The sequence below is a fragment of the Taklimakanibacter deserti genome, from assembly GCA_003574785.1.
Window position 1 is genome coordinate 212,902 of record QORU01000002.1, and the last position, 22,149, is coordinate 235,050.

The window sequence follows — 22,149 nt, forward strand, 5'->3', positions numbered from 1 at the left end:
TTTTCCTTCAGCGCGAACGGCGTTGCGAAATGTGCCAGGGGATGACCCAGTGCTCGACAAGGGTCACGGCGCCGAACAGTGCCAGGCCCAGAAGCGTCAATAGGAAGATTCCAGCGAACGCGAGGTCGGGACGCATATTGCCGGTGACGATCTGGATATAGAAGCCGAGGCCCTGATCGCTGCCGATGAATTCGGCGATGGTGGCGCCGACGGTTGCATTGATCGCGGCATATTTGAAGCCGACGAAGCATTGCGGCAGCGCCGCCGGCAGGCGAACCTTGAAGAAGGCCCGCAATGGGCTTGCCCCCGTCGCCCTGATGAAACGCACCAGCTCTTCGCTCAATGACCCGAAAGCCAGGATGGCGTTGAGCACCACCGGGAAGAAGCAGACCAGGAAGACGATGATCACCTTGGGCAGAAGCCCGAAGCCCAGCCAGGAAATGAACAGCGGGGCGAAGGCGATCTTGGGCGTCATCTCCAGGCTGACGAAGAAAGGATAGATGGTGCGGCGCAGGAAGGACGAGAAGGCGATGGCGAGCCCGAGCGGCACGGCGATGACGATCGCCACCAGATAGCCGAGCACGCTCTCGACCGCGGTGACATAAGTATAATAAAGAAGCCGGTCGATATCGGCCCAGCCGCGGGTGACGATCTCCGAAGGCCTGGGCAGGATATAGGCCGGAATGCCGAAGAGATCGATGGCATATTCCCAGAACAGGAAGAAGCTGGCGAAGAACAGAATGAACGCCCAGGAGCGCGCCAGCATGCGCCAGAGGCCGGCAAGCCATGACGCGCGCAGCGGGGGCGCGCTATGCTTCTGTTCAGAGGACGCCATAGCCATGGAAGATCTCCTCGATCTCGCTTGCATAGGCGCTGAATTTCTCGCTCCTCTTGACGGCGAGGTCGCGCGGCCAGGGCAGATCGATGTCGATCACCTTCTCGATACGGCCGGGTCTCGGCGAGATGACGCAGACGCGCGTCGAAAGCTGGATCGCCTCCTCGATACTGTGAGTGACGAAGACGACGGTCGGCCGATCCTGCAACCATAAGGTCTGCAGATCGCGCCGGATAGCTTCGCGTGTCATGGCGTCGAGCTTGCCCAAGGGCTCGTCGAGCAGCAGGACGCCCGGACGATGCACCAGAGTCTGGCAGAAGGCGGCGCGCTGCTGCATGCCGCCCGACAACTCATAAGGATAGCGCTCGGCGAAACCATCGAGCTTGACCGAGCTGATCAGGCGATCGACGGTCGCACGATAGTCGGCAACCGGTAGCCCCCGCAATTCTATCTGCAGTTCGACATTGCCACGCACGGTGCGCCAGGGCACCAGCGTGTTGTCCTGGAACATGATGCCGATCGAGGTCTGCGGCGCCCTGACCACCTCGCCCGCGACCTCGATCTCGCCCGACGTGCAATCGAGAAGCCCCGCGATCATCAGCATCAAGGTGGATTTGCCGCAGCCCGATGGCCCGACGAGCGAGATGAACTCGCCGGGCGCGATCCGGAGTGACGAGGGACCGAAGGCATGGATGGCCTCCGGCCCCGAGGCATAGGTCTTGGTCGCCGATCTTATATCGATGGCCGCAGCCGTCATGTCCTCACCTTACAAGCTTTTCCCTTCTCCCGCGCGGCACGCGTGGGAGAAGGTGCCCAAAGGGCGGATGAGGGCTCTTTCGTGCAACGAGCCTTGATCTCGACGAGCATTCCCTGCTGAGACAAAGAGCCCTCACCCGGCCTTCGGCCACCCTCTCCCATTGCTTCGCAACGGGAGAGGGGAAGCCCGAACAAATCACGGCACGAAGTCATTGGTATAGAAGGCCGCGGCCGGCTTGTCAGTCTGAAGATCATTGTACTTCTTCATCAAAGCCAGCATGTCGTCCCAGTCGGCCGCCACATTCATGCCGAGATGCTTGTCCTTGTTGGCCTTGGAATAGAGGACGCCCAGCGTGACGTCGAGAACGGCGCGCGCCTGTGCCTTGCCCTGGTCCTCGGCCATCGAGCCGCCGACGATGTCGGCCATCGAGGCGATCGCGGCATCGGGATTGGCCTCGGTCTCCTTGTAGGCCTTCATGGTGGCGGCGACGAAGCGCTTCACCAGGTCGGGATTAGCCTTCACCGTCTCGCTATTGGCGACAATGCAATAGCCGACCTGGTTCACGCCATAGTCCGAATAAGGGAAGGTCACGGGTGCGGCACCGCCATTCGCCTTGATCTCGGCCGGCTTGTCGTCGAGGCCGCCCAATATGCCGACGGCTCCGCCCGCCCCTTGCAGATAGCTCGAGACGAGGGCGCCGTCCGGCACATTGGTGATGGTAACATCGCCCTCCTTCAGGCCCGCCGCCTGCAGGACCAGCGGGAAGAAGGTGTTCACCCCGGCATTGGCGGTGGTGAGGATCGTCTTGCCCTTGAGATCGGCGAGCGACTTGACGCCGGCATCCGGCCTGACGATGACCGCTTCCGTCCCCATGGCATCGATGACGCCGACCGACACCAAAGGCGCGCCCTTGGCCGCGAGATTGAGCATCGAGGCGCAAGAGCCATAGGCGAAGGTGCTGTCATTGTTGGCAACCAGACGATGGGCCGAGCCTGAGCCGTTGCCGGAGCGGATATCGAGATCGATGCCGGCATCCTTGTAGTAGCCCTTGTCCTTGCCATAGGCGAAGCCGGCATGGGAGCCGTAATACATCCAGTTGAGACGCAGACGGACGTCGTCCGCCGCCTTGGCAAGGCCCGCAGACGCTAACAGCGTCGCAACACATGCAGCCGTCAGAATGCTATGCTTCCTGTTCATCTGTTTCCTCCGTGGCGCTTTATGGTTCAAACCGGCAGGCAGGCCGGACCTGCCGGTTCGTAGGTCTTGTAGTTCAAGGCAAATTCCTGGTGGCCGAGGCTCTCCGACTTGCTCGGGATCCCGGAAGCGAGACTTACGACCTCGGCGAGGATGCGCTCCGCCACGTCATCGACCGTCTCGATGCCGTCGGCGATGGTGCCGCCATTCACGTCGATATCGTCGGCAAGGCGCTGATAGACGCGCGAATTGGACACGCCCTTGATCACCGGCGCCACCGCCTGCCCCACGACGGAGCCGGCGCCGGTGGTGAAGATGATCATGTGACAGCCGCTCGCCACCATCTCGGTGATGGTCTGGGTGTCGTTGATATTGGGAATGCCATGGCGCACCGGCCCGTCATTCACCGTGTCCATGAGATAGAGACCCGGATGGGGCGGGCGCGTGCCGGGCTTGATCAGGCCCGCGAGCGGACGCGTGCCGCTCTTCGCATAGGCGCCGAGCGATTTCTCCTCGAGCGTCGAGAGGCCATGCTTGATATTGCCCCCGCCGAAGCTGCCATGGCCCAGGTCGCGGTAATAGCGATCGGCCTTCGCCACTGCCTCTTTCAATTCACGGCCGAGTTCCGGCGTCACCGCGCGTTTGGCGAGATGGTCCTCGCAGCCGATGAGCTCGCAGGTCTCCTCGAACATCAAGGTGGCGCCGAGATCGCCGAGCCGGTCGAAGGCGCGGCCGACGGCGGGATTGATGGTGATGCCGCTCAAGCCGTCGGAGCCGCCGCATTTGGTGCCGATGACGAGATCGCCAAACGAGATGGGCACGGTCTCTGCGGCATGCGCCGCCGCGAGCATCTGCTCCAGCCAGCTGCGGCCCTCATCGATGGCGGCGCGGGTTCCGCCACATTCCTGGATGACCAGGAGCTTCGCGTCCCGTCCCGAGGCTTCGACCGCCTCGAGCAAGGCGCTGCGGCGAAACTCCTCGCAGCCCAAGGACACCAGGAGAACGGCGCCGACATTGGGATGGGTGCCCATCGCCTCCATCACCCGATGCGCATAGTCGCTCGGATAGCAGCCGGGAAAGCCGATGAGTTGCGCTCCCGCCGTCTGATGGGGTTGGGCGATCTGGCGCGCCACGTGATGAGCGCATTCGACCAGATAGGCGACGACGACGAAATTGCGGATGCCCTTGCGGCCGTCGGCGCGCAAGAAGCCCCGCATATTCGCGGCATTTTTCGGTGACGAAGCCCTATTCATAGTGGTCCTCATCATTGTTGAGATACTGGCTTCTGACATTGTGAACATGGACGAGATGGCCGCGCTCGATCGGCGCCGTGGCGATGCCGACGGCAACACCGAGCCGTATGATCGCCTCACCGTCGGCGATATGGCGCAGCGCGATCTTGTGCCCCTGGGCGATGCGCTCGACCGCCGGCACTTGCGGACCTGAAGCGCTCCTTGCCTGCTCATTCGCGGCAATGTCGCGCAAGGCGACCCCGACATTGTCGCCTTCATCGAGAATGATCATGTTCGTCAGGCCGGTCATGGTCCTATCTCGCGATCAATCGCGGCACCTTCTTCTGTTTCATCATCTTGTACGTGTCTTCCCTGTAGTGTTCGCGCACATCGCGGGTCGGCGGGCGGCAGCGCGACGACGGCAGGCCGACGAGCTCCATGCACAGCTTGTCGAGATAGCCGTCACCGCTGGTATATTCCTTCTCGATCCTCACCCAGAGCTTGTAGAAAGGCATCGCCTCCTCGATCATCATGCGCGAGATCTCGGCATAGTTCCTGGCCTTCACTTCATCGATGAGCTTGATGCCCCATTCCGGCCAGTAATTGCACAGATGGACCTCGAAGGCCCTGGCCCCCAGGGCCGGCATCGCCGAATAGGGAAAGAACAGATTGTTGTCGATGATGGTGAAGCGCTCGGAGAAATGCGACGTCACGTCCTCGAACTCCATCGCATCGGTGCGCGGCGTCGCCCATTTGAGGCCGACGATATTGGGAATGCGCGCCAGGCGCTCGATCATGGCGAAGGAAAGACCCGTGGCGGTCCAGAAGGTATTATAGACGATGATGCCGACCTTCGGCGCCGCTTTCGCGGCCGCCGTGACGAATTCCTCGAAATCGCCTTCCGTATGGGTGAAGTAGAAGGGACAGGAGACCTGCATGAAGTCGAACCCCATGCATTGCGCGGCATCGGCCAGGCGAACCAGCTCGAGCGTCGAGGTCGATTGGCCGCCGAAAGTCAGGGGCACCCTGCCCTTCGCCTCATCGGCGACGGTCTCGGCCACGGCAAGGCGCTCTTCGAAGGTCATGGTCGAGAAATCGCCCGCGGCGCCCCCGGCAAGCAATGTCGCATAATCGGTGGTGAGGCCGCTCTCGATGAGGAAACGCACATAGTGGCGCAGCGCCTCGTGATTGACGGGGAAACCATCCTCATCCCCGAAAGGCGTCGGAATAGTGACATAACAGCCCGCAAGCCGGGATTTGAGCAGTTCAGGATTCACGCAATTTCTCCCTGGCTTACACGCGTTTGCCGTCTGACTTCGATGGCGCGGCCATCGCCCGCGAAAAGATGGACCTGCCGCCAGTCCACCCCCACTGACGTGGGCTTCGATCCCGGCTGCACCAGGCGCGGATCGTCCTGGCGGATGATCAGGCTCCCGGCCGGATGATCGGGCGCATGCAGATAGCTGTCGCCGCCCAGCCTTTCGACGAAGTCGATGCGGACCTCGAGGCGCGGGCCGGGGCTGCCCGCAAGCCTGAAATGCTCGGGCCGGATTCCGATCGTCACTTCATCAGGCACCGTCATTGCCGGTGCCAACTCGATCTCGACCGTCGCCGGCGACATGCCCTCGACGGCGAGGCTGAGCTTGCGGCCTGAGGTCTTGGCGATCCGCGTCGCAAGGAAGCTCATCTTGGGCGAGCCCATGAAACCCGCGACGAAGCGATTGCGCGGCGATGCGTAGATCTCGAGAGGCGTGCCGATCTGCTCGATGATCCCTGAGCGCAACACGACGATCCTGTCGGCCAGCGTCATGGCCTCCGTCTGATCGTGGGTCACATAGATCATCGTGGCGCCCAGCGTGCGGTGGAGCTTGGCAAGCTCGAGGCGCATCTGGACGCGCAATTCGGCATCGAGATTGGAGAGCGGTTCGTCGAACAGGAAGACCTGCGGGTCGCGCACGATGGCGCGGCCGATGGCGACGCGCTGGCGCTGGCCGCCCGACAGCTCCTTGGGCTTGCGGCTTAGTAGTTCGCCCAGTTGCAAGGTCTCGGCTGCGCGCCGCACCCTGGCCTCGCGCTCCTTCTTCGGCACGCGCTCCATCAGCAACGAGAAACCCATATTCTCGGCGACCGTCATATGCGGGTAGAGCGCATAGTTCTGGAAGACCATCGCCACGCCGCGTTTGGCCGGCGGGACGCCGCGCATCGGCTTGCCGCCGATCGCAAGCGTGCCCGACGTGATGGGCTCGAGCCCGCAGATCATGCGCAACAGCGTGGACTTGCCGCAGCCCGAGGGGCCGACAAAGACGACGAACTCGCCATGCTCGACGGCAAGATCGATGCCGTGGATCACAGCGACTGTGCCGAAGGACTTGGCCACGCCTTTGAGCTCAATGGCGGCCATCGATCGCCTCCGGGTTCACCAGGCTCGCCTCAAGGCCCGTCACGCCGTTTGCATCCTGGCCGTAATAGGCGATGAACAGGCGGCCATCGGCCGTGAGCGCCATGGACGGGTAACCGAGATCGCGATTGGGAAAGCCTCCGCGCACCATGATCGGGCGATCGCTCGGCCATGTCTTCCCGCCATCTTCCGACAGATAAAGCGTGATGCCGAAGGGCGGCACGCGCCGCGCCGCCACGCAGGCAACCCGGCCGTCCGGCAGTTCGAGAAGATGGGCCGGATAATCGACGATGCCGGTCGGAACAGCCGGGCTCCAGCTCCGCCCGCCATCGTCCGAGCGCACGAGATGCAGGATGCGGCTCTCATTGTCGCGCAACAGCATGACGAGCCGGCCCGAGTGCAAGAGCAGAAGCGCCGGCTCCTCGAATTCATGCCCCTCTCCTCCGGCCACGAGCTCAGGTTCCGACCAGCGCTCGCCGCCGTCGCGCGAGCGGAGGATGAACACATTGCGGTAATGCGGGACGTCCGAGAGCGGCAGGATGATCTCACCGTCGGGAAGCTCGACGCCGCCACGCAGGCCATAGCCGCCGCTGTAAGGCGCGGTATCGACCGGTATGGAATAAGGGAAGCTTCGCCCACCATCCTCCGACACGTGGATCCAGCTCGAGCCGCCCCCGCGGGCCCAGGGGAAGCGCCCGGCGATCGTTGAAGGCTCTGGCGCCCAATCGCCGAGCTCGGCCGCCATCGCCTTCGGCCCGATGAACTTCTCAGGCGGATCATAGTTCTTAGGGCTGAGATGGGCCTGCGCATGAGCCAGCGGATACCAGTCGAAACGCCACTGGTTGAGCAGCACCCTGCCCGACCGCAATACGGTGAGGCCGGCGCATTCGACGCCGTGCCAGCGGAAGGCCGGCACGATCGAAGGCTCGGTCCAGCTCAGCCCCTGGTCCTCTGACCGCATCAGCATGTTGCAGTAGAAAGGATCCTGCGGCGGATGGAGGACGATGTCGCGGCGCATGCTCCTGGTGAAGACCAGGAGCCAGTTGTCGGGCCTTGCCGCGACAAGATGCGGATGCGCGCAATAGGCATGGGCGTCGCGATGGAGCACCTTGTGCGCCATCGCCTGCTCCAGCTTGATGTCGATCGCGTTCACCAGACCCCTCAGACACGGAAGCGCGTGCAGCGGACATATTGCAGGGGCTTCGGATCGTCGCTCCATTCATGGAAGGAGCAGACGACCGTGCCATCCTTCATCTGAGCGACGCTCGGATAGCCGATATGCTGGTAGATGCCGGGATTGCTCCAGTCGACGCCGCCGCCCGCGATCTTGCCGGAGGCCGGCGTCATGCGGCTCGAGCCTGGCGTCTCGGTGACGGTGCCGCCCGGCACCCCACCCTCGCGGATGACGAACTCGTTTTTGCGGTCCCAGGTCACGCCATCACCTGAGATGATGGCGCGCACGCCATAGGGCGGACGGCGATAGCCATAGACCATGAGATAGCGGCCGTCCTCGAGCGCGATGAGCTCGGGCGGATAGCCCCAGATATTCGTCCATTTCGGCGGCGTCCAGCTGAAGCCGTCGTCTTCCGAGATGGTCATCACCATGTTCTTGGCATCGCCGCTCGGATTGACATGGGTGCGCATGAAGCAGACGAGACGCCCGTCCTTGAGGCGCAAGAGTCCCGGCTCTTCGTAATCGATGATGTTGGCCGGATCGTAAGCGAGCGTCGAATAATATTCCCAGTTCTCGCCGCCGTCGTCGGAACGCATCAGCGCCGAACGCGTGCTTTCGCCCTCGCCTTCCTCCTCATAGCCGTGGATGCGCCCATAGAGGCCCATCAGCAACGAGCCGTTCGGCAGGAGCCATGAGCCGAGCCGGCAACCGCCATGTTTCAAGGGCCGGACATTGACCGGGATCGGATCGGTCCAGGTCGCGCCGCCATCCTTCGATTTCACCACGAAGGTCCCGAGCCAGGCTTGCGTCTTGTAGGCCCAGGTCCAGTCGCCCCACTCTTTCGTGTGGGGATGGGTGCTCCAGGAGGGCTGCTCTGGCTTGACACCGCGCTTGAAGAAGCCGGTGATCGTCATGTTGACGAGCAATGTTCCGTCCTCGAGCTCGCAAATGCCGCAGTCCCAGTTGCCTTGCGTCGCCGACCAGGGAAGGACGACGGTCGGCTCGCTCCATGTCTTGCCGCCGTCCTTGGAGCGCGTCAGCAAGGTCTGGCCGCTGTCATGATGAAACGGAAAGCGCTCCTCATTGAAGACGGCAATGAGATCACCGTTCTTGAGCGCACGCGTCGCGATCTGATTGACGCAATGCTCCTTGTGCTTGAAGATCGTGTAGTGCTCCACATTCTTGATGGGACTCATCCTGTTTTCCTCATAGGGCATGGTCGAAACCTTTCCTGTCAGAGCCTTATTCCGACATTCTTGATGCTGAGATAGTTGCGGATCCCGGGCAGGCCGCGCTCGCGGCCGATGCCTGACTCTTTGATGCCGCCGGTGGGCGCCTGGACGCCGCCGATGAACCAGCCATTGATCCACACCGATCCCGCCTCGAGATCGCGCGCGAGGGTCAGCGCCCGCGATATGTCCCGGCTGTAGACGCCCGAGACCAGGCCATAGCCCAGGCCATTGGCCAGCGCCTTCGCCTCATCGATCGTATCGAAGAGCTGCGCCACGGCGACCGGTCCGAAGATTTCCTCGCGGGCCAGCACGTTGCCGGCATCGACGCGATCGATGATCGTGGGCGCGATGAAATAGCCGCGATCGAGAGCCGGCGGCCGACCGCCGCCGAGCCTCACCCTGGCGCCGGAGCTGCGCCCGGCCGCGAGATAGGACTGGACCTTGTCATACTGCTCCTTCGAGACGAGCGGTCCGAGATCGAGATTGTCGAGGCCGGGTCCGACGCCGAGCTTCTTGGCATTCTGGGCAAGCCGATCGAGAAATTCCTCGGCAATGGAGTGCTGCAGGAGGAAGCGCGAGGAGGACGAGCAGACCTGCCCGCTATTGCCGAAGGCGCCGTCGATGGCATCGAAAGCGGCGCGCTCGAGATCGGCGTCGTCGAGCACGATCATCGGATTCTTGCCGCCGAGTTCGAGCACGGCGGGCTTCAGCCCTTGCGCGGCATTCATATAGATCTTGCGTCCCGTGGCGACAGAGCCCGTGAAGGTGATGCCGCGCACCATGGGATGGGCGACGAGGGCCGCCCCCGCCTCCTCGCCATAACCCGCCACGACATTGACGACGCCCGGCGGGAAGCCAACCTTGTGGCAAAGCTCGGCAAAGGCGAGAGCCGTCAGCGGCGATTGCTCGGCGGGCTTCACCACCGTCGCGCAGCCCGCGGCAAACGCCGGCGCCACCGAGCGCGCCACCATGCCGAGCGGATAGTTCCAGGGCACGATATGGGCCGTGACGCCGACGGGCTCGAGCACGGTGAAATCAACGAAGCCCGGGCCTAAGGGAATGGTCGAGCCTTCCATCTTGTCGGCCGCACCGGCATTGTAGCGGATCGTCGCGCACACGCCCCGGACATCGCCGAGCGACTCCTTGACCGGCTTTCCGACATCGAGCGTCTCGAGCAGCGCGAAGCGCTCGGCCTCCGCTTCGAGCGCATCGGCCAGCCTGAACATAAGCCGGCCGCGTTCGGCCGGCGTCATGTCGCGCCATTCGCCCTTCATGGCACGATCGGCCGCCGTGACCGCCAGATCGATATCCGCATCCCGGCCGCGGGCGATCTGGGTGAGCGTCTCTTCCGTGCTCGGATCGATGGTCGGGAAAGTCTCGCGTCCGACCGCCTTGTGCCGCGCCCCATCGATGAAATGCGCGTCGGGAAGCTCGCTCTTGAGGTCGTTGCGGGTATATCGTCTGTCGCTCATTGCTTGACGCTGCCTTGCGAAATGCCCTGGATGAAGTAGCGCTGCAGGAAACAGAAAAGCAGCAGGCTCGGAATGCTGAGGATCGTGACCGCCGCCATGGCGACGCTGTAGCCCTCGATCTGGGTGCGGGTGCCAACCACCGGCGTGAAGGCGGCGACGCCCACCGGCAAGGTCTTCATGCTCTCGTCGAAAGTGACGAGGAGCGGCCACAGGAAGCTGTTCCAGTTGAGGGTGAAGATGATGACCGAGGCGGCAATGGCGGGCGCCCGCGCCAAGGGCAGAGCGATGCGGAAGAAGAGATTGAACGGCCCGGCGCCATCCATTTTCGCCGCGTCCTCGAGCTCGGACGGGAAGTTGAGGAAGAACTGACGGAAGATATAGACGCTGAAGACATTGCCGATCGCCGGCAGGATGAGCGCCTGATAGGAGCTGGCCCAGCCGATCTTCACGAAAGCGAGAAGCAGCGGGATGACGGAAACCTCGACCGGGATCATCAGCGAGGCGAGGAAAATGACGAACAGCAGGTTGCGGCCGGGGAAATTCATGCGCGCCAGCGCATAGCCCGCCATGGCGCCGAACAGCACGCAGAAGAAGGTCGCGGCCGCCGCCTGGATCAGGCTGTTCACGCCCCAGCGCACCACCGGATACTCGAAGACCTTGATGTAATTGTCGAAGGTGACGCGGCTCGGCAGCCATTCGATATCCTGCGTCATCACATCGGCGGGGAATTTGAGCGAGGTCGAGACCATCCAGACGAAAGGCAATGCCCAGAGGATGGCGACGGCGATGCCGATCGGCCAGATCAGGAGATCGAGCCGGTTGAGGCGGCGTTCCTCCAATTCCCGTTCGAGCCAGCTCATGGCCTGCGCTCCTTGAGCAGGAAGCGCTGCGCGAAGGTGATGGCGAGGATCAGCACGAAGAGCAGGATGGCGATGGCCGAGGCATAGCCGAAGAGGTTGCGCACGATGGCGATGGAGTAGATGTAGTGGATGGGCGAGGATGAGGATCCCGCAGGTCCGCCATTGGTCATCACATAGACCTGGCTGAAGATGCGCAAGGTGGAGATGAGCTGCAAGGTGACGACCATGCTGATCACCGGCCTCAGATGCGGCAGGATCACATAGCGGAAGCGCTGCCAGCGATTGGCGCCGTCGACGATCGCCGCGTCGTTGATCTCGCCCGGAATGTCCTGGAGTGCCGCCAGGAACAGCACGAAAGCGAGCCCTAAGTCCCACCAGATCGAGGCGATGCTGACCCCCACCAGCGACCATCGGGTCGAGGTGAGCCACGGGACGTTGTCGATGCCTAAGAAGGAGAGATAGTGATTGATGAGGCCGAACTGGGTATCGAGCAGCCAGACCCACACCAGGCCGATGACCGTCGCCGAAACGACCGTCGGCGCGAAGAACAAGGTGCGCGCCAGGCTCGACAAGGGATAGCGCTTGTTGACGAAGAGCGCGAAGACGAGTCCCAGAACCGTGACGCAGGGAACGATGATGGCGCCATAGAAGAGAATGTTCTTGAAGGCGACGGCGACCCACTGGTCCCTGAAGGCGCGGGTGAAGTTGGCGAGGCCCTCCCATTTCGGTGAGCCGACGATGCTCCAGCGGGTGAAGGCGACATAGAAGCCGAACAGCACCGGCATGATGTTGAACAGGAAGAACGGGATCCCAAAGAAGGCGACAAGGAGATATCCGGCCTTGTCGACCTCGCTCGACGTCTCCCGCCCCGCGTGGTCGATGCTATGGGCGACTGCGCTCATTCCTGGTCCCGCGCTGCTCTAGAAAAAGGGGGCGCCACCGCCGAAGCGATGGCGCCATGGCACTTGCCCCTCAGCCCTCGTCGAGGTCCGCCTGCCATTGGGCCTGGATCTGGGTCATCGCGTCATCGATCGAGGTCTGGCCCGACCACACGCCTTCCAGCGTCTTCGCCAGGAAGTTGCCGCCGGAATAGATGGTGAAGTTCGGCCCATTGACGACCGGGATCTCGCCCACCGTGGCGAAGCTCATGCCGTCGACGAAAGCGCCGCGCACATCCCATCTGTTGCCGGTCGTCTTGTAGTCCGGCCGATCGAGGATCGACTTGCGGGGGCTCGCACCCCGGCCGACCGTCGTCCACAGGAAGCTGTTGTCGGACAGCCACTTGACCGCCTGCATCGTGGCTTCATAGCGGGCGGTGTCGGCCTGCTGGTAAAGCTCGAGACCGCCCATCTCGAAATAGGTGACATGCTTGTCGCCGATCTTGGGGAAGAGTGCCGTCTTGAAGTTGAGCTTCTGGCCGACATAGCCGTTGAGCGTCCATGGTCCGGTCCAGAAGATCGAGCCCTGCCCCGTGCCGAAAGCCTTGTAGCGGTCGGTGACGTCGCGCGTTGACACCTTGTGCTTGTCGAAGAGATCGAGCACCCATTGCATGGCCTTCTTGCCGGCGTCGGGATTGACGCAAGCGGTCTTGAGGTCGTCGCTCGCGCGCTGGAAGCCCATCTGCTCGGCGACGATGCCCCAGGTCACGGTTGGCTGGACGCCCGATCCCGTCATCATGATGCCGGAGCGCGTGACCTTGTCGCCGTCGCGCTTGGTCATCGCGGTGGCCCAGTTGAGCAACGTCTCGTCATCGACCGGCGGCTTCTCCGGATCGAGCCCCGCCTCCTTCACATGGTCGAGATTGATCTCCGGCTGCAAGCTCATCAGATCCATGGGGACCATGAACATCTTGTTGTCGTATTTCGGATAGCGCGACGCGGTGATCGAAGAGGCGCTGAAATCGGCAACATCGAGTCCGACTTTCGCCGCCAGATCGTCGAGCGGGATCACCACCTCGTCGCGCGCCAATTGCGCGCCCTTGCCGGCGGTGCCCCAGCCAAAATCAGGTGCCTTGCCGGTCGCCGCAGCCGCCAGCACCTTGGTGACATATTGCTCCTCGGGCACCACTTCCATCTTGATCTGGACGCCCTTGTCCCTATGCGCCGCGTTGAAATCGGCGATCATCTTGGCCCAGACCTCGCCGTCAGACGCGGCTAGCCAGCTCCAATGGACGATCTCGATCGGATTGCCGGCGCTGCGGCCGAGTCGCGGCGCGGCAAGAACGGCAGCCGCGGCGCCCGCGGTCTTGAGAAGGGCGCGCCGGTTCATGGCCGGCTTTGCATTGAACGTCGCTTTCGCAGACATAAAAACCTCCCTCATGGCATACGACAAGCCGCATGCCTCGTTGTGCTTCGAGCCATTTTCCTGAGCTTTTGGGCCGGTTTAGCTGTGTCCGGGCGCTGCCGGCCGTGACCTGGAGTTTTTGACAAATGGGCAAGTTTCAGTTGATACTGCGCGCCGAAAACTTTGCACAGAGCGACACTCGAGCTTGCAGGTAGAAGGGATGAGCGAGGAACGGCGCAACGGCGCTTTGGATCGGAAGCCGAAATTCGCTTTCCTGCTGCAGCCGGAATTTCCGTTGAATGCCTTCATCCTGGCGACCGAAGCGCTGCGCATCGCCAATCAGAACAGCGGCAAGGATCTTTTCGACTGGGTGCTCGCATCGGAGACCGGCAAGCCGGTCAGGGCCAGCAACGGCATGCGGATCGAGGTCGACAGCGACCTCTCATCCCTTCCCCACTGCGATTATCTGATCCTGCTCGAAGGCAACCTGCCGACCCAAAACAACTCGCCGCAGCTTCTCTCGACCTTGCGCAATGCCCACCGGCACGGATCGACGGTGATCGGCGTCGATACCGGCGCTTTCGCCCTCGCCAGGGCCGGCCTCACCGGCGAGCGCAAGCTTGTTATCCATTGGGAAGCCGCCCCCGCATATCTCGAGCATTTTCCCGAGGCGCAGATCGAGAACCAGCTCTATCTCCTCGACAAGCAACTCGGCTTCTGCGCCGGCGGTGTCGGCATGCTCGATCTGATGCTCGACCTCATCGGGCGCCTGAGGGGTGCGGCGCTGGCGCGCGAGGTCGCCAATGCCCTCATCCACACGCCGCGCGATGCCGCCCGGGCGCAGCGTGTCGAAGGCGCCGATACCGACGCCGAGCCTTCCCTGTCGCGCCGCCTGATTGCGCTCATGGAGCGGCATCTCGATTTTCCGCTCGGCCCCCGGCTTCTCGCCGAGCAGCTCAGTATTTCAGTCCGCACATTGGAGCGTCATTGCGCCCGCGAATTCGGCCAGACGCCCTCGCAGCTTTATCTGCTCGTCCGCCTGCAGGCGGCGCGCAACCTCCTGTTCTATGAGGAAGGCGAGATCAAGGACATCGCGGTCGCCTGCGGCTTTTCCTATCCTTCCGTCTTCACCCGCGCCTTCAAGGCGCAGTTCGGCCAGTCGCCACGCGCCTTCCGGCAGTCCTTCCGCGACATCCAGGGCCGCCTGGTGCGTCCCGAGATCGCGCGCCTGTCAGCGGCGAACAAGCGAAATTGAACGGCTTACAATCGGGCCTTCTTTATCAATCTGTCATGTTCGGGTCCTACGCCCAAAAGAGTCGTCCCAGACTCTCATGGAGCACCCGAAATGCGCAGATTCCTCGCCACGCTGGCGGCTACGACCTTCCTCACCGGAGCGGCGGCCGCCGCCACGATCTATCCGATTGATCGCGCGACGATCCTCGTCGGCTCACCCTTCGATTTCAAGGTCGAATTCGCCGGCCTCGTCAAGCCTGAGGACGTGAAGATCACCGTGAACGGACAGCACTACAAGGCTGTCTTCGGCAAGGACATGGCTTTCACCGAGAAGGAGGAAAAGGCCGATGCCTCCGCCGTGGTCGCTCGCGGTGTCATCCTCTCCCAGCCCGGCATCTATACGGTCGAGGCGACGGCCGGCAATGAGACGAAGAGAGTCGTGTGGGATGTCTATGATACGGCCGCCACGCCGAAAGCGAAGAACATCATCTTCTTCCTCGGCGATGGCTTGTCGGTGGCGCATCGCACCGGTGCCCGCATCATGTCCAAGGGTGTTACCGAGGGCAAGGCGAATGGCCGCCTCAACATGGACATGCTCGACCGCATGGCCTTCATCGGCACATCGTCGGTCGATTCGATCGCCGTCGACAGCGCCAATTCCATGTCGGCCTACATGACCGGCCACAAGACCTCGGTCAACGCGCTCGGCGTCTATGCCGACCGCACGCCGGGAAGCCTGGATGATCCGCGCGTCGAAACCATCGCCGAGGCGCTGCGCCGCCAGACCGGCAAATCGATCGGCGTCGTCGCCACCGCCGAGATCGAAGACGCGACACCCGCCGCCGTCGTCTCTCATACGCGCCGGCGCGCCGACAAGGCCGACATCGTCGAGATGATCTACAATGTTAAGCCGGATGTCGTCCTGGGCGGCGGCTCGGCCTATTTCCTGCCGCAGGCCACGGCCGGCTCGAAGCGCAAGGACGACAAGGACTACATCCAGCTCTTCAAGGATGCGGGCTATGCGCTCGCCACCGACAAGACCGAGCTCGCGGCGGCTGCCGACTCGAACCAGCCTAAAGTTCTCGGCCTCTTCCACACCGGCAACATGGATGTCACGCTCGATCGCGAGTTCCTCAAGAAGGGCACGGTGTCGAAATTCCCGAACCAGCCTGGCCTCGTCGAGATGACCAAGGTCGCGCTCGACCGGCTGTCGAAGAATCCGGAGGGCTTCTTCCTGATGGTCGAAGGGTCCTCCATCGACAAGATGTCCCATCCGCTCGACTGGGACCGCTCTCTCTTCGAGACGATCGAGTTCGACAAGGCGATCGGCCTCGCGCGTGAATTCGCCGCGAAGAATCCCGACACGCTCATCATCGCGACCGGCGATCATACACATGGCTTTTCCATCATCGGCACGGTCGATGATGAGAAGCCCGGCAGCGACATGCGCGAGAAGGTCGGCACCTATGACAAGGCCGGCTTTCCCAACTACAAGGACGAGAATGGCGACGGTTATCCGGACAAGGTGAACGTGACCAAGCGCCTTGCGATGTTCGCCAACAACTTCCCCGACTATTACGAGACTTTCCGTCCGCATCTTGACGGCCCGTTCGTGCCGGCGGTGCAGGACGAGAACAAGAACTATATCCCCAATGCGGCCTACAAGGATATCCCGGGCGCCGTCCTGCGGGCCGGCAACATACCGAAGGATGGCGATACCGGCGTCCATGCGGTCGACGACGTCGTGCTCCAGGCACAAGGTCCTGGCTCGGAAGCCTTCAAGGGCTATATGGAAGAGAGCGACGTCTACCGCGTACTCGTGGATGTCTTCGCTCTCGGCAAGAATCAGCTCGGAAATTGATGCCTGACCGACGAGACTGTCTTCGCAGCATCCCTCCCCGCTCGGGGAGGGATGCACGATGTTCCCTGACCCGGCGCGCGATGCTTGGCGTCATCGCGCTTGCCGGCTTCGGCATTCCTGCGCAGGCGGCAGAGCCCCTCACCTTCGATGAGCTCTATGCCGTGCAAGGCGTGCTCGGGCTCAAATTCACTGAAAAGGTCAAGACGCTCGCGGGCCAACCGGTCACGATGAAAGGCTTCATGGCTCCGCCTCTCAAGGCGGAGGCGAAATTCTTCGTGCTCACCGAGATCCCGATGGCGCTCTGTCCTTTCTGCTCCTCCGATGCCGACTGGCCGGACAATATCGTCGTCGTCTATCTCGACGAGAAACAGACTTTCGTCCAGGCCAATGCGCCGATCGAGGTCGAAGGCACGCTCGACTATGGCTCCTGGACCGACCCCGAGACGGGATTCGTCAGCCTCTTGCGCCTGCGCCACGCCCAGTTCCAGACCGTCTGAGCCCCTGATGCTGCCGCTCAGCCTCGACAATGTCGCCGTCTCCTATCCGGGCCTCGCCGCCTCGGCCCTCGATATTCCAGCGCTGCGGATCGAGGCCGAGGAATGCGTCGCCGTCACCGGCCCATCGGGATCGGGGAAGACGACCTTCGTCAATGTCATCACCGGCCTCGCGCGTCCCGACCAAGGCCGCGTGCTCTGGGGCACGCAAGACATCGCGGCGCTCTCGGAATCGAGGCGCGACCGCTTCCGGGCAGAGACGATCGGCCTCGTCCTGCAGGAATTCCACCTGTTTCCCGGCCTCTGCGCCCTCGACAACGTCCTCTTGCCGGCGCGCCTGCGCCGCGTGGCGTCCGCGGCCACGGTCCGGCAAGCCGCCACCCTCCTCGAGCGCGTCGGCATAGCGCGTCACCGCCAGCCGATCGAAACCATGTCGCGCGGCGAGATGCAGCGCGTCGCGGTGGCGCGCGCCTTGCTGCGCCAGCCGAAGGTGCTGATCGCCGACGAGCCGACGGCCAGCCTCGATCCCGACAATGGCGGCGAGGTCATCGACCTCCTTCTGTCGCTTGCCCGTGAGACCGGCGCCACGCTGATTGCCGTCTCGCATGACGAAAGGCTCATCCAGCGGATGGATCGCGCGCTTCGGCTTGCCGCCGGCCGGCTCGGCGGCGGCAACAAAGCGAGCCTTGCCGCATGATGCGCTTCGTCCTCGCCGATCTGAAACGCCTCTGGCCGGCAGCGCTCGTCATCGTCTGCCTCGTCGGCCTCGCCTCGGCGCTCAGCATCGGCGTCACGCTGCAGGAACGCGCACTCCGGCTCGGCAGCGCCCGTGCCGCCGACAAATTCGATCTCGTCATCGGTGCGGCGGGCAGCGAGACGCAGCTCGTCCTCTCCTCCGTCTTCCTGCAAGCGGCACCACTGCCGCTCTTGCCCGGTGACGTCTTGACGAAGCTCCGGCAGGATCCGCGCGTGGCTTTCGCGGCGCCGATCGGCTTCGGCGATTCCTATGAAACCTATCCGATCGTCGGATCGACGCCCGAGCTTCTCGGCGCTTTGACCAACGGGATCGAGGGGCGCGCGCCCAGCGCCTTGCATGATGCAGTCATCGGCGCATCGGTCGAACTGCCTCTCGGCCAATCCTTCGCGCCGATCCATGGCCTCGCCGGCAATGCCGGACCGGTTCACACCGACTTCACCTACAAGGTCGTAGGCCGGATGGCGTCCGGCGGAACCGCCTGGGACCGCGCCATCATCGTGCCGATCGAAGCGGTCTGGGCGGTGCACGGCCTGCATGCTGAGGGCCATGATGCGCCTGTCGTTCCGGGACTTCTCGACGGATCGGTCACCGGCAAGCTCCCCGGCGTTCCGGCCATCCTGGTGAAGCCCAAGACCATCGCCGACGCTTACAGGCTGCGCGGCGAGTATCGTGGCGATGCGACCATGGCGGTTTTCCCGGGCGAGGTCCTGACCCGGCTCTATGCGACGCTCGGCGATGCACGCGCCGCCATGAGCTTGATCGCGCTGGCGAGCCAAGGCCTCGTCGCCGCGGCGATCGCCCTCATCGCCATCGCGCATGTGAACCAGCGCCGCCGCCAGATCGGCGCGCTGCGCGCTTTCGGTGCGCCGAGAAGTGCAATCTTCGGCATCGTATGGAGCGAGCTCATCCTCCTGATGGCGGTCGGTATCGCCTTGGGCTTCCTCATCGGCTGGATCGCGGTCAGGACTCTGTCGGCCGTCTTCACCGCGCAAAATGGCGTGGTCCTGCCGGTCGAATTCGCGTTGAGCGATCTGGGCCTTGCCGCAGCGCTCATCCTGGGCGCTGCGGTGATCGCCTCGATCCCGGCTGCTCTCGCTTTTCGCGAACCGGCGGCAGCAGCCCTGCGGAGCTGACGCTTAAACGAGCTTCACGCTGATGCCGGCCAGGAGCCGCGCGGCCATGCCGCCGGACGGCGGCACACGCGCCGGATCGAAACGCTCCGGCATGGCATGATCGGCAGAGAGCAGTGCTACGCCCGCCGCATGCGGCAGGCTCGACTGCATCTCGGCAAAGAGCTTCTCGGTGCGGGTCGCCGCGATGCCGAGAGCGAGGACCAGCCCGAGAAAGGTCTGGAGTTTGCTGCGGGCAACGAGGCGGAACATGGCGAAGGCGTCCTTTGCGATGAATTGATCGATGCGGGAAGATGCGCCATCACAGCTGTATGAAGACTGAGAAGTCCGTTAAGCCCGCGTTCAGCTTCGGATCGCACCGACCGCGCCACTTACAACCCATTGAATATGTTTATATATTATCGACAAGGCTTGGCCCTCCGGCGCAGCGGAAGAACTTCAGTGGGAAACCCTCGGTCCCGACTTGACTCTACGGCAATCGATCCCTTTCCTGTCATGCACATTTCGCCCCGCCGCCAATGAGTCGTGGGAGCGCCCAGCGGGGTTCAAAACGCGCTTCCCGGAGGGGACGTACGATGGGCGACAATCTCACTTCGCTGACCGTTATCTTCACGGAGTTCTACTACTGGGTGACGATCGTCATCATGTTTCTGATTCATGTCGGCTTCTGTCTTTACGAAGTCGGCGTGTCGCGACGACGCAACCATCTCAAGACGCTGATGAAGAACACAATGGCGATCCCGCTGGTGACCGTCACTTTCTATTTCTTCGGCTGGTACATCTATTTCGCCTTTCCGAACGGTCCCGGCTTCACCGGCGGCATGACGGCGGCACCCTGGGCAACACCCTGGAGCCCCCTGATGGCGACACATCTTTCCGGACCGACGCCGGATAGCGGCGTGGATGCGGCGATGGCGGGCCTGTGGCACCGTCTCAACGGCGTGTTCTGGGGTGCCTTCCTGCTCTTCTCGATCACCACCGCTTCGATCATCTCGGGCGCCATCATCGAGCGCGTACGCTCCGGCGCCTTCTGGCTCGTCGCGGTACTGATCGGCTCGGTGATGTGGATCCTCGATGCCGCCTGGGGGTGGCATCCGCTCGGCTGGATGGTCAAGCTCCTTGGCTATCACGACGCCTATGCGTCCGGTGTCGTGCATGCCATCGCGGGAGGGGCCGCGCTCGCCATGCTGATCGTGCTTGGACCAAGGCTCGGAAAATTCCGTGCCGACGGCACGCCGCGCGATATCCCGCCGCACAATACGTGGCTCGTCGCGATAGGCCTGCTGATGATCTATACCGGCTTCTGGGGCTTCTATGCCGCCTGCAACATCCCGATCATCAGTCCGACGACCATCGCCGGGCAGATCAGCGGTGCGACCTGGACGGCAACGAACATCTACTTGGCGCCGACGACACTTTCCGCCATCACCTTCAATTTCCTGATGTCGCTCTCGGGCGGCATGATGGCGGGCTACATCTTCTCCAAGGGTGATCCCTTCTGGACCTTCTCGGCGGGCTTGTGCGGCATCATCGGCGCCTCGGCGGGCAATGATCTCTATCACCCGATCCAGGCCATGCTGATTGGCGCGATCGTGCCGACCATCGCTTACAAGCTGCACAACTATGTCGAGCGGCGCTACGGACTCGATGACGCGGTCGGCGCCGTGGCGGTCCATGGCTATGGCGGGTTCCTCGGTGTGGTGATCGCCGGCATCATGCTATGGGGCACGCCCTCTTCGCCCTATGAAGGCTTCGCCACCATTACGCCGTGGGGCAATCTCATCGGCGCGGTGATCATGGTGTGCTTGGGCTTCGTACCGACCTTCATCCTGGCCAAGATCCTCGAAAGCGCCGGACTTCTGCGGGTACCGGCGAAGGTCGAGCTCGAGGGTCTCGATTTCGCGAACAATCAAGCTTACGAGGCCGCGCTTCGAGATGTGGCGGCGGCGGAGCGAGCGATGATCAAGTAACAGGAGCGACATATGTCTACCAATGGAATGACCAGTTGGGCTGTCGATCTCGCCAATGTGGGCGCCATCTATCCTTTCCAGGGGCTCGAGGTCTTGTTCGTGATCCTGGGGCTGGCCTTCTGGATCGGCTGGCACGTTCTGCAGACCCGCCAGGAAACGGCCGAGTTCAACCAGGACCTCAATGCCGATCCGCGCGGCGAGGAGACGAAAAAGGCAATAGATAGATACTGATACGAGGCGTCTCCGCTTCCGTTCCGATTAAATTGCTGCGAAAGGCGTTAACCGGTCTTGACTTTCGTCAAAGGCCGGTTTTTCCTGTGAGATAACAATTTTGCCCCGTAAGCAACGAATCGGAGGGGGCGGACGCGCTTAGCGGGGACAACGCAGCGCCCTTGGGAGGAACCAAATGGCTGACCTCAATCAGAGGATTGAGGCCATGTACCGTAGTGATTGTCGCGGTGCATGGGCCCTCATCGCGATCCTGTGGATCGTCATTCTCTTCGTGCTGTTCATGACTTGGCCGTACATACCCGACAACACCATTCGCATCGTGGTGCTGATCGGCGCGGCCGCCATCCTCATCTTCAACACCGCCGCCATCGCCGCCATGGTCAAGCACTATGCCGAGGACAAGGAGTTCATCTACGGCCTCGACATCAAGCATCTCGACGCCATGCGCAAGCAAGGCCGGCTGTAGGGGAGGACACAATGGCAAAATACATACCACCCGAACAAAACAAGGCGTTGCAATTCGTCGATGTGATCTTCCTCCTGGTTGCGATTTTCGTAGCGCTCTGGCTGCCGCTCAAGCTCGGCCTTGCTGGTGCCGCCAAAGCCATCGACAAGATCGAAAGCCCGACCTGGGAGCTGCTGGGGCAGAATCCCACCATGGTGTCGATCTGGGAGAAGCTCGGCTACACGCCCGAGACCGCGCATGACATCATACAAAACCGCTTCCACTACAATATCGACTGGATCAGCCTCATCCTGATGGCTGCGGTTCTCATCGGCTACTACGTCTTTCTCTTTCGCGCTTCCGACAAGGAATATCGCGAAGTGATCGCCGAGAAATTCGGCGACCGGAAATAGGAGCGGCTCATGTGGTTCACACTTTCATATATCGCCTGGGCAATCTCGGCCGCTCTCGTGCTGTGGATGGCCTATGACTGGTTCAAGACGGACTCGACCTATAGCGAGGATCAACTGACCTCCTCGCGTGAGGGTGAGATCGAAGCCGTCCAAGAAAAGCACAAGGTCTGAGGGGGAA

General features: G+C 62.7%; 24 protein-coding genes. 10 read left to right on the top strand and 14 right to left on the bottom strand.

Features of this window, described 5'->3' with window-relative positions; genetic code table 11:
• Positions 1-7 precede the first annotated feature (7 nt).
• The 13 genes from DS839_RS04300 to DS839_RS04360 all read right to left on the bottom strand — a co-directional run bounded on the left by DS839_RS04300 (position 8) and on the right by DS839_RS04360 (position 13,458).
• Positions 8-841 carry an ABC transporter permease gene (locus DS839_RS04300; protein WP_368911159.1) on the bottom strand — a complete coding sequence of 278 codons (834 nt, stop codon included), beginning with the start codon at positions 839-841 and terminating at the stop codon, positions 8-10.
• Positions 822-1,592 carry an ABC transporter ATP-binding protein gene (locus DS839_RS04305; RefSeq protein ID WP_119269043.1) on the bottom strand — a complete coding sequence of 257 codons (771 nt, stop codon included), beginning with the start codon at positions 1,590-1,592 and terminating at the stop codon, positions 822-824. Before DS839_RS04305 ends, DS839_RS04300 begins: the two co-directional genes overlap by 20 nt.
• 195 nt (positions 1,593-1,787) lie before the next feature.
• Positions 1,788-2,789 carry an ABC transporter substrate-binding protein gene (locus DS839_RS04310; protein ID WP_119269044.1) on the bottom strand — a complete coding sequence of 334 codons (1,002 nt, stop codon included), beginning with the start codon at positions 2,787-2,789 and terminating at the stop codon, positions 1,788-1,790.
• Between the two features lie 26 nt (positions 2,790-2,815).
• Positions 2,816-4,039: a UxaA family hydrolase gene (locus tag DS839_RS04315; protein ID WP_368911162.1), complete on the bottom strand. Its 1,224-nt coding sequence runs from the start codon at positions 4,037-4,039 to the stop codon at positions 2,816-2,818.
• Positions 4,032-4,328, bottom strand: coding sequence for a UxaA family hydrolase (locus DS839_RS04320; protein ID WP_119269045.1), 297 nt, complete (start codon positions 4,326-4,328; stop codon positions 4,032-4,034). The genes DS839_RS04315 and DS839_RS04320 overlap by 8 nt, the downstream gene beginning before the upstream one ends.
• A 4-nt stretch (positions 4,329-4,332) precedes the next feature.
• The gene (locus tag DS839_RS04325) at positions 4,333-5,295 is read right to left on the bottom strand and encodes a dihydrodipicolinate synthase family protein (RefSeq protein WP_119269046.1); all 963 of its coding nucleotides are present in this window, start codon (positions 5,293-5,295) and stop codon (positions 4,333-4,335) included.
• Positions 5,292-6,419 carry an ABC transporter ATP-binding protein gene (locus tag DS839_RS04330; RefSeq protein ID WP_119269047.1) on the bottom strand — a complete coding sequence of 376 codons (1,128 nt, stop codon included), beginning with the start codon at positions 6,417-6,419 and terminating at the stop codon, positions 5,292-5,294. Before DS839_RS04330 ends, DS839_RS04325 begins: the two co-directional genes overlap by 4 nt.
• Entirely contained in the window at positions 6,406-7,569 is a 1,164-nt protein-coding gene (locus DS839_RS04335; RefSeq protein WP_162918297.1) for a sialidase family protein, read from the bottom strand. The genes DS839_RS04330 and DS839_RS04335 overlap by 14 nt, the downstream gene beginning before the upstream one ends.
• 8 nt (positions 7,570-7,577) lie before the next feature.
• The gene (locus tag DS839_RS04340) at positions 7,578-8,786 is read right to left on the bottom strand and encodes a sialidase family protein (protein WP_162918298.1); all 1,209 of its coding nucleotides are present in this window, start codon (positions 8,784-8,786) and stop codon (positions 7,578-7,580) included.
• 38 nt (positions 8,787-8,824) lie between these two features.
• Positions 8,825-10,294 (bottom strand): aldehyde dehydrogenase family protein, encoded by a 1,470-nt coding sequence (locus DS839_RS04345; RefSeq protein WP_119269050.1) that lies wholly within the window; start codon positions 10,292-10,294, stop codon positions 8,825-8,827.
• Positions 10,291-11,154: a carbohydrate ABC transporter permease gene (locus tag DS839_RS04350; RefSeq protein WP_119269051.1), complete on the bottom strand. Its 864-nt coding sequence runs from the start codon at positions 11,152-11,154 to the stop codon at positions 10,291-10,293. The genes DS839_RS04345 and DS839_RS04350 overlap by 4 nt, the downstream gene beginning before the upstream one ends.
• Complete coding sequence (locus DS839_RS04355) at positions 11,151-12,056, bottom strand: carbohydrate ABC transporter permease (protein ID WP_119269052.1); 906 nt, start codon at positions 12,054-12,056, stop codon at positions 11,151-11,153. Before DS839_RS04355 ends, DS839_RS04350 begins: the two co-directional genes overlap by 4 nt.
• A gap of 70 nt (positions 12,057-12,126) precedes the next feature.
• On the bottom strand, positions 12,127-13,458 hold the full coding sequence (locus DS839_RS04360) for an extracellular solute-binding protein (protein ID WP_162918299.1): 1,332 nt from the start codon (positions 13,456-13,458) through the stop codon (positions 12,127-12,129).
• A 199-nt stretch (positions 13,459-13,657) separates the two neighbouring features.
• Here DS839_RS04360 and DS839_RS04365 point away from each other — a divergent pair, with 199 nt between their 5' ends.
• From DS839_RS04365 to DS839_RS04385, 5 genes are all read left to right on the top strand, one after another.
• Positions 13,658-14,692: a GlxA family transcriptional regulator gene (locus DS839_RS04365; RefSeq protein ID WP_119269054.1), complete on the top strand. Its 1,035-nt coding sequence runs from the start codon at positions 13,658-13,660 to the stop codon at positions 14,690-14,692.
• Between the two features lie 90 nt (positions 14,693-14,782).
• Positions 14,783-16,531 (top strand): alkaline phosphatase, encoded by a 1,749-nt coding sequence (locus DS839_RS04370; RefSeq protein WP_119269055.1) that lies wholly within the window; start codon positions 14,783-14,785, stop codon positions 16,529-16,531.
• Positions 16,532-16,611: 80 nt separating this feature from the next.
• Positions 16,612-17,028 carry a hypothetical protein gene (locus DS839_RS04375; protein WP_119269056.1) on the top strand — a complete coding sequence of 139 codons (417 nt, stop codon included), beginning with the start codon at positions 16,612-16,614 and terminating at the stop codon, positions 17,026-17,028.
• A gap of 7 nt (positions 17,029-17,035) precedes the next feature.
• Positions 17,036-17,722, top strand: coding sequence for an ABC transporter ATP-binding protein (locus DS839_RS04380; protein ID WP_119269057.1), 687 nt, complete (start codon positions 17,036-17,038; stop codon positions 17,720-17,722).
• Positions 17,719-18,915 (top strand): FtsX-like permease family protein, encoded by a 1,197-nt coding sequence (locus tag DS839_RS04385; RefSeq protein ID WP_119269058.1) that lies wholly within the window; start codon positions 17,719-17,721, stop codon positions 18,913-18,915. The genes DS839_RS04380 and DS839_RS04385 overlap by 4 nt, the downstream gene beginning before the upstream one ends.
• A 3-nt stretch (positions 18,916-18,918) precedes the next feature.
• Here the strand turns inward: DS839_RS04385 and DS839_RS04390 are convergent, their stop codons facing one another.
• Positions 18,919-19,164, bottom strand: a complete 246-nt coding sequence (locus DS839_RS04390; protein ID WP_119269059.1) for a hypothetical protein — start codon at positions 19,162-19,164, stop codon at positions 18,919-18,921.
• Between the two features lie 323 nt (positions 19,165-19,487).
• Here DS839_RS04390 and DS839_RS04395 point away from each other — a divergent pair, with 323 nt between their 5' ends.
• The 5 genes from DS839_RS04395 to DS839_RS36305 all read left to right on the top strand — a co-directional run bounded on the left by DS839_RS04395 (position 19,488) and on the right by DS839_RS36305 (position 22,142).
• On the top strand, positions 19,488-20,882 hold the full coding sequence (locus DS839_RS04395) for an ammonium transporter (protein WP_119269060.1): 1,395 nt from the start codon (positions 19,488-19,490) through the stop codon (positions 20,880-20,882).
• A gap of 12 nt (positions 20,883-20,894) precedes the next feature.
• On the top strand, positions 20,895-21,113 hold the full coding sequence (locus tag DS839_RS04400) for a hypothetical protein (protein WP_119269061.1): 219 nt from the start codon (positions 20,895-20,897) through the stop codon (positions 21,111-21,113).
• Positions 21,114-21,288: 175 nt separating this feature from the next.
• On the top strand, positions 21,289-21,579 hold the full coding sequence (locus tag DS839_RS04405; protein ID WP_119269062.1) for a hypothetical protein: 291 nt from the start codon (positions 21,289-21,291) through the stop codon (positions 21,577-21,579).
• Between the two features lie 11 nt (positions 21,580-21,590).
• Positions 21,591-21,971 carry a hypothetical protein gene (locus DS839_RS04410; RefSeq protein ID WP_119269063.1) on the top strand — a complete coding sequence of 127 codons (381 nt, stop codon included), beginning with the start codon at positions 21,591-21,593 and terminating at the stop codon, positions 21,969-21,971.
• Between the two features lie 9 nt (positions 21,972-21,980).
• Positions 21,981-22,142, top strand: a complete 162-nt coding sequence (locus DS839_RS36305) for a hypothetical protein (protein WP_162918300.1) — start codon at positions 21,981-21,983, stop codon at positions 22,140-22,142.
• Positions 22,143-22,149: the final 7 nt, after the last annotated feature.

Bases quoted from the DNA above. Each gene is read 5' to 3' on its own strand.
- DS839_RS04395 (WP_119269060.1), top strand. From the start codon at position 19,488: ATGGGCGACAATCTCACTTCGCTGACCGTTATCTTCACGGAGTTCTAC.
- DS839_RS04400 (WP_119269061.1), top strand. From the start codon at position 20,895: ATGTCTACCAATGGAATGACCAGTTGGGCTGTCGATCTCGCCAATGTG.
- DS839_RS04300 (WP_368911159.1), bottom strand. From the start codon at position 841: ATGGCTATGGCGTCCTCTGAACAGAAGCATAGCGCGCCCCCGCTGCGC.
- DS839_RS04320 (WP_119269045.1), bottom strand. From the start codon at position 4,328: ATGACCGGCCTGACGAACATGATCATTCTCGATGAAGGCGACAATGTC.
- DS839_RS04355 (WP_119269052.1), bottom strand. From the start codon at position 12,056: ATGAGCGCAGTCGCCCATAGCATCGACCACGCGGGGCGGGAGACGTCG.
- DS839_RS04345 (WP_119269050.1), bottom strand. From the start codon at position 10,294: ATGAGCGACAGACGATATACCCGCAACGACCTCAAGAGCGAGCTTCCC.
- DS839_RS04340 (WP_162918298.1), bottom strand. From the start codon at position 8,786: ATGAGTCCCATCAAGAATGTGGAGCACTACACGATCTTCAAGCACAAG.
- DS839_RS04390 (WP_119269059.1), bottom strand. From the start codon at position 19,164: ATGTTCCGCCTCGTTGCCCGCAGCAAACTCCAGACCTTTCTCGGGCTG.
- DS839_RS04410 (WP_119269063.1), top strand. From the start codon at position 21,591: ATGGCAAAATACATACCACCCGAACAAAACAAGGCGTTGCAATTCGTC.
- DS839_RS04375 (WP_119269056.1), top strand. From the start codon at position 16,612: ATGCTTGGCGTCATCGCGCTTGCCGGCTTCGGCATTCCTGCGCAGGCG.
- DS839_RS04315 (WP_368911162.1), bottom strand. From the start codon at position 4,039: ATGAATAGGGCTTCGTCACCGAAAAATGCCGCGAATATGCGGGGCTTC.
- DS839_RS04380 (WP_119269057.1), top strand. From the start codon at position 17,036: ATGCTGCCGCTCAGCCTCGACAATGTCGCCGTCTCCTATCCGGGCCTC.
- DS839_RS04310 (WP_119269044.1), bottom strand. From the start codon at position 2,789: ATGAACAGGAAGCATAGCATTCTGACGGCTGCATGTGTTGCGACGCTG.
- DS839_RS04350 (WP_119269051.1), bottom strand. From the start codon at position 11,154: ATGAGCTGGCTCGAACGGGAATTGGAGGAACGCCGCCTCAACCGGCTC.
- DS839_RS04365 (WP_119269054.1), top strand. From the start codon at position 13,658: ATGAGCGAGGAACGGCGCAACGGCGCTTTGGATCGGAAGCCGAAATTC.
- DS839_RS04385 (WP_119269058.1), top strand. From the start codon at position 17,719: ATGATGCGCTTCGTCCTCGCCGATCTGAAACGCCTCTGGCCGGCAGCG.
- DS839_RS04360 (WP_162918299.1), bottom strand. From the start codon at position 13,458: ATGTCTGCGAAAGCGACGTTCAATGCAAAGCCGGCCATGAACCGGCGC.
- DS839_RS04330 (WP_119269047.1), bottom strand. From the start codon at position 6,419: ATGGCCGCCATTGAGCTCAAAGGCGTGGCCAAGTCCTTCGGCACAGTC.
- DS839_RS04370 (WP_119269055.1), top strand. From the start codon at position 14,783: ATGCGCAGATTCCTCGCCACGCTGGCGGCTACGACCTTCCTCACCGGA.
- DS839_RS04405 (WP_119269062.1), top strand. From the start codon at position 21,289: ATGGCTGACCTCAATCAGAGGATTGAGGCCATGTACCGTAGTGATTGT.
- DS839_RS36305 (WP_162918300.1), top strand. From the start codon at position 21,981: ATGTGGTTCACACTTTCATATATCGCCTGGGCAATCTCGGCCGCTCTC.
- DS839_RS04305 (WP_119269043.1), bottom strand. From the start codon at position 1,592: ATGACGGCTGCGGCCATCGATATAAGATCGGCGACCAAGACCTATGCC.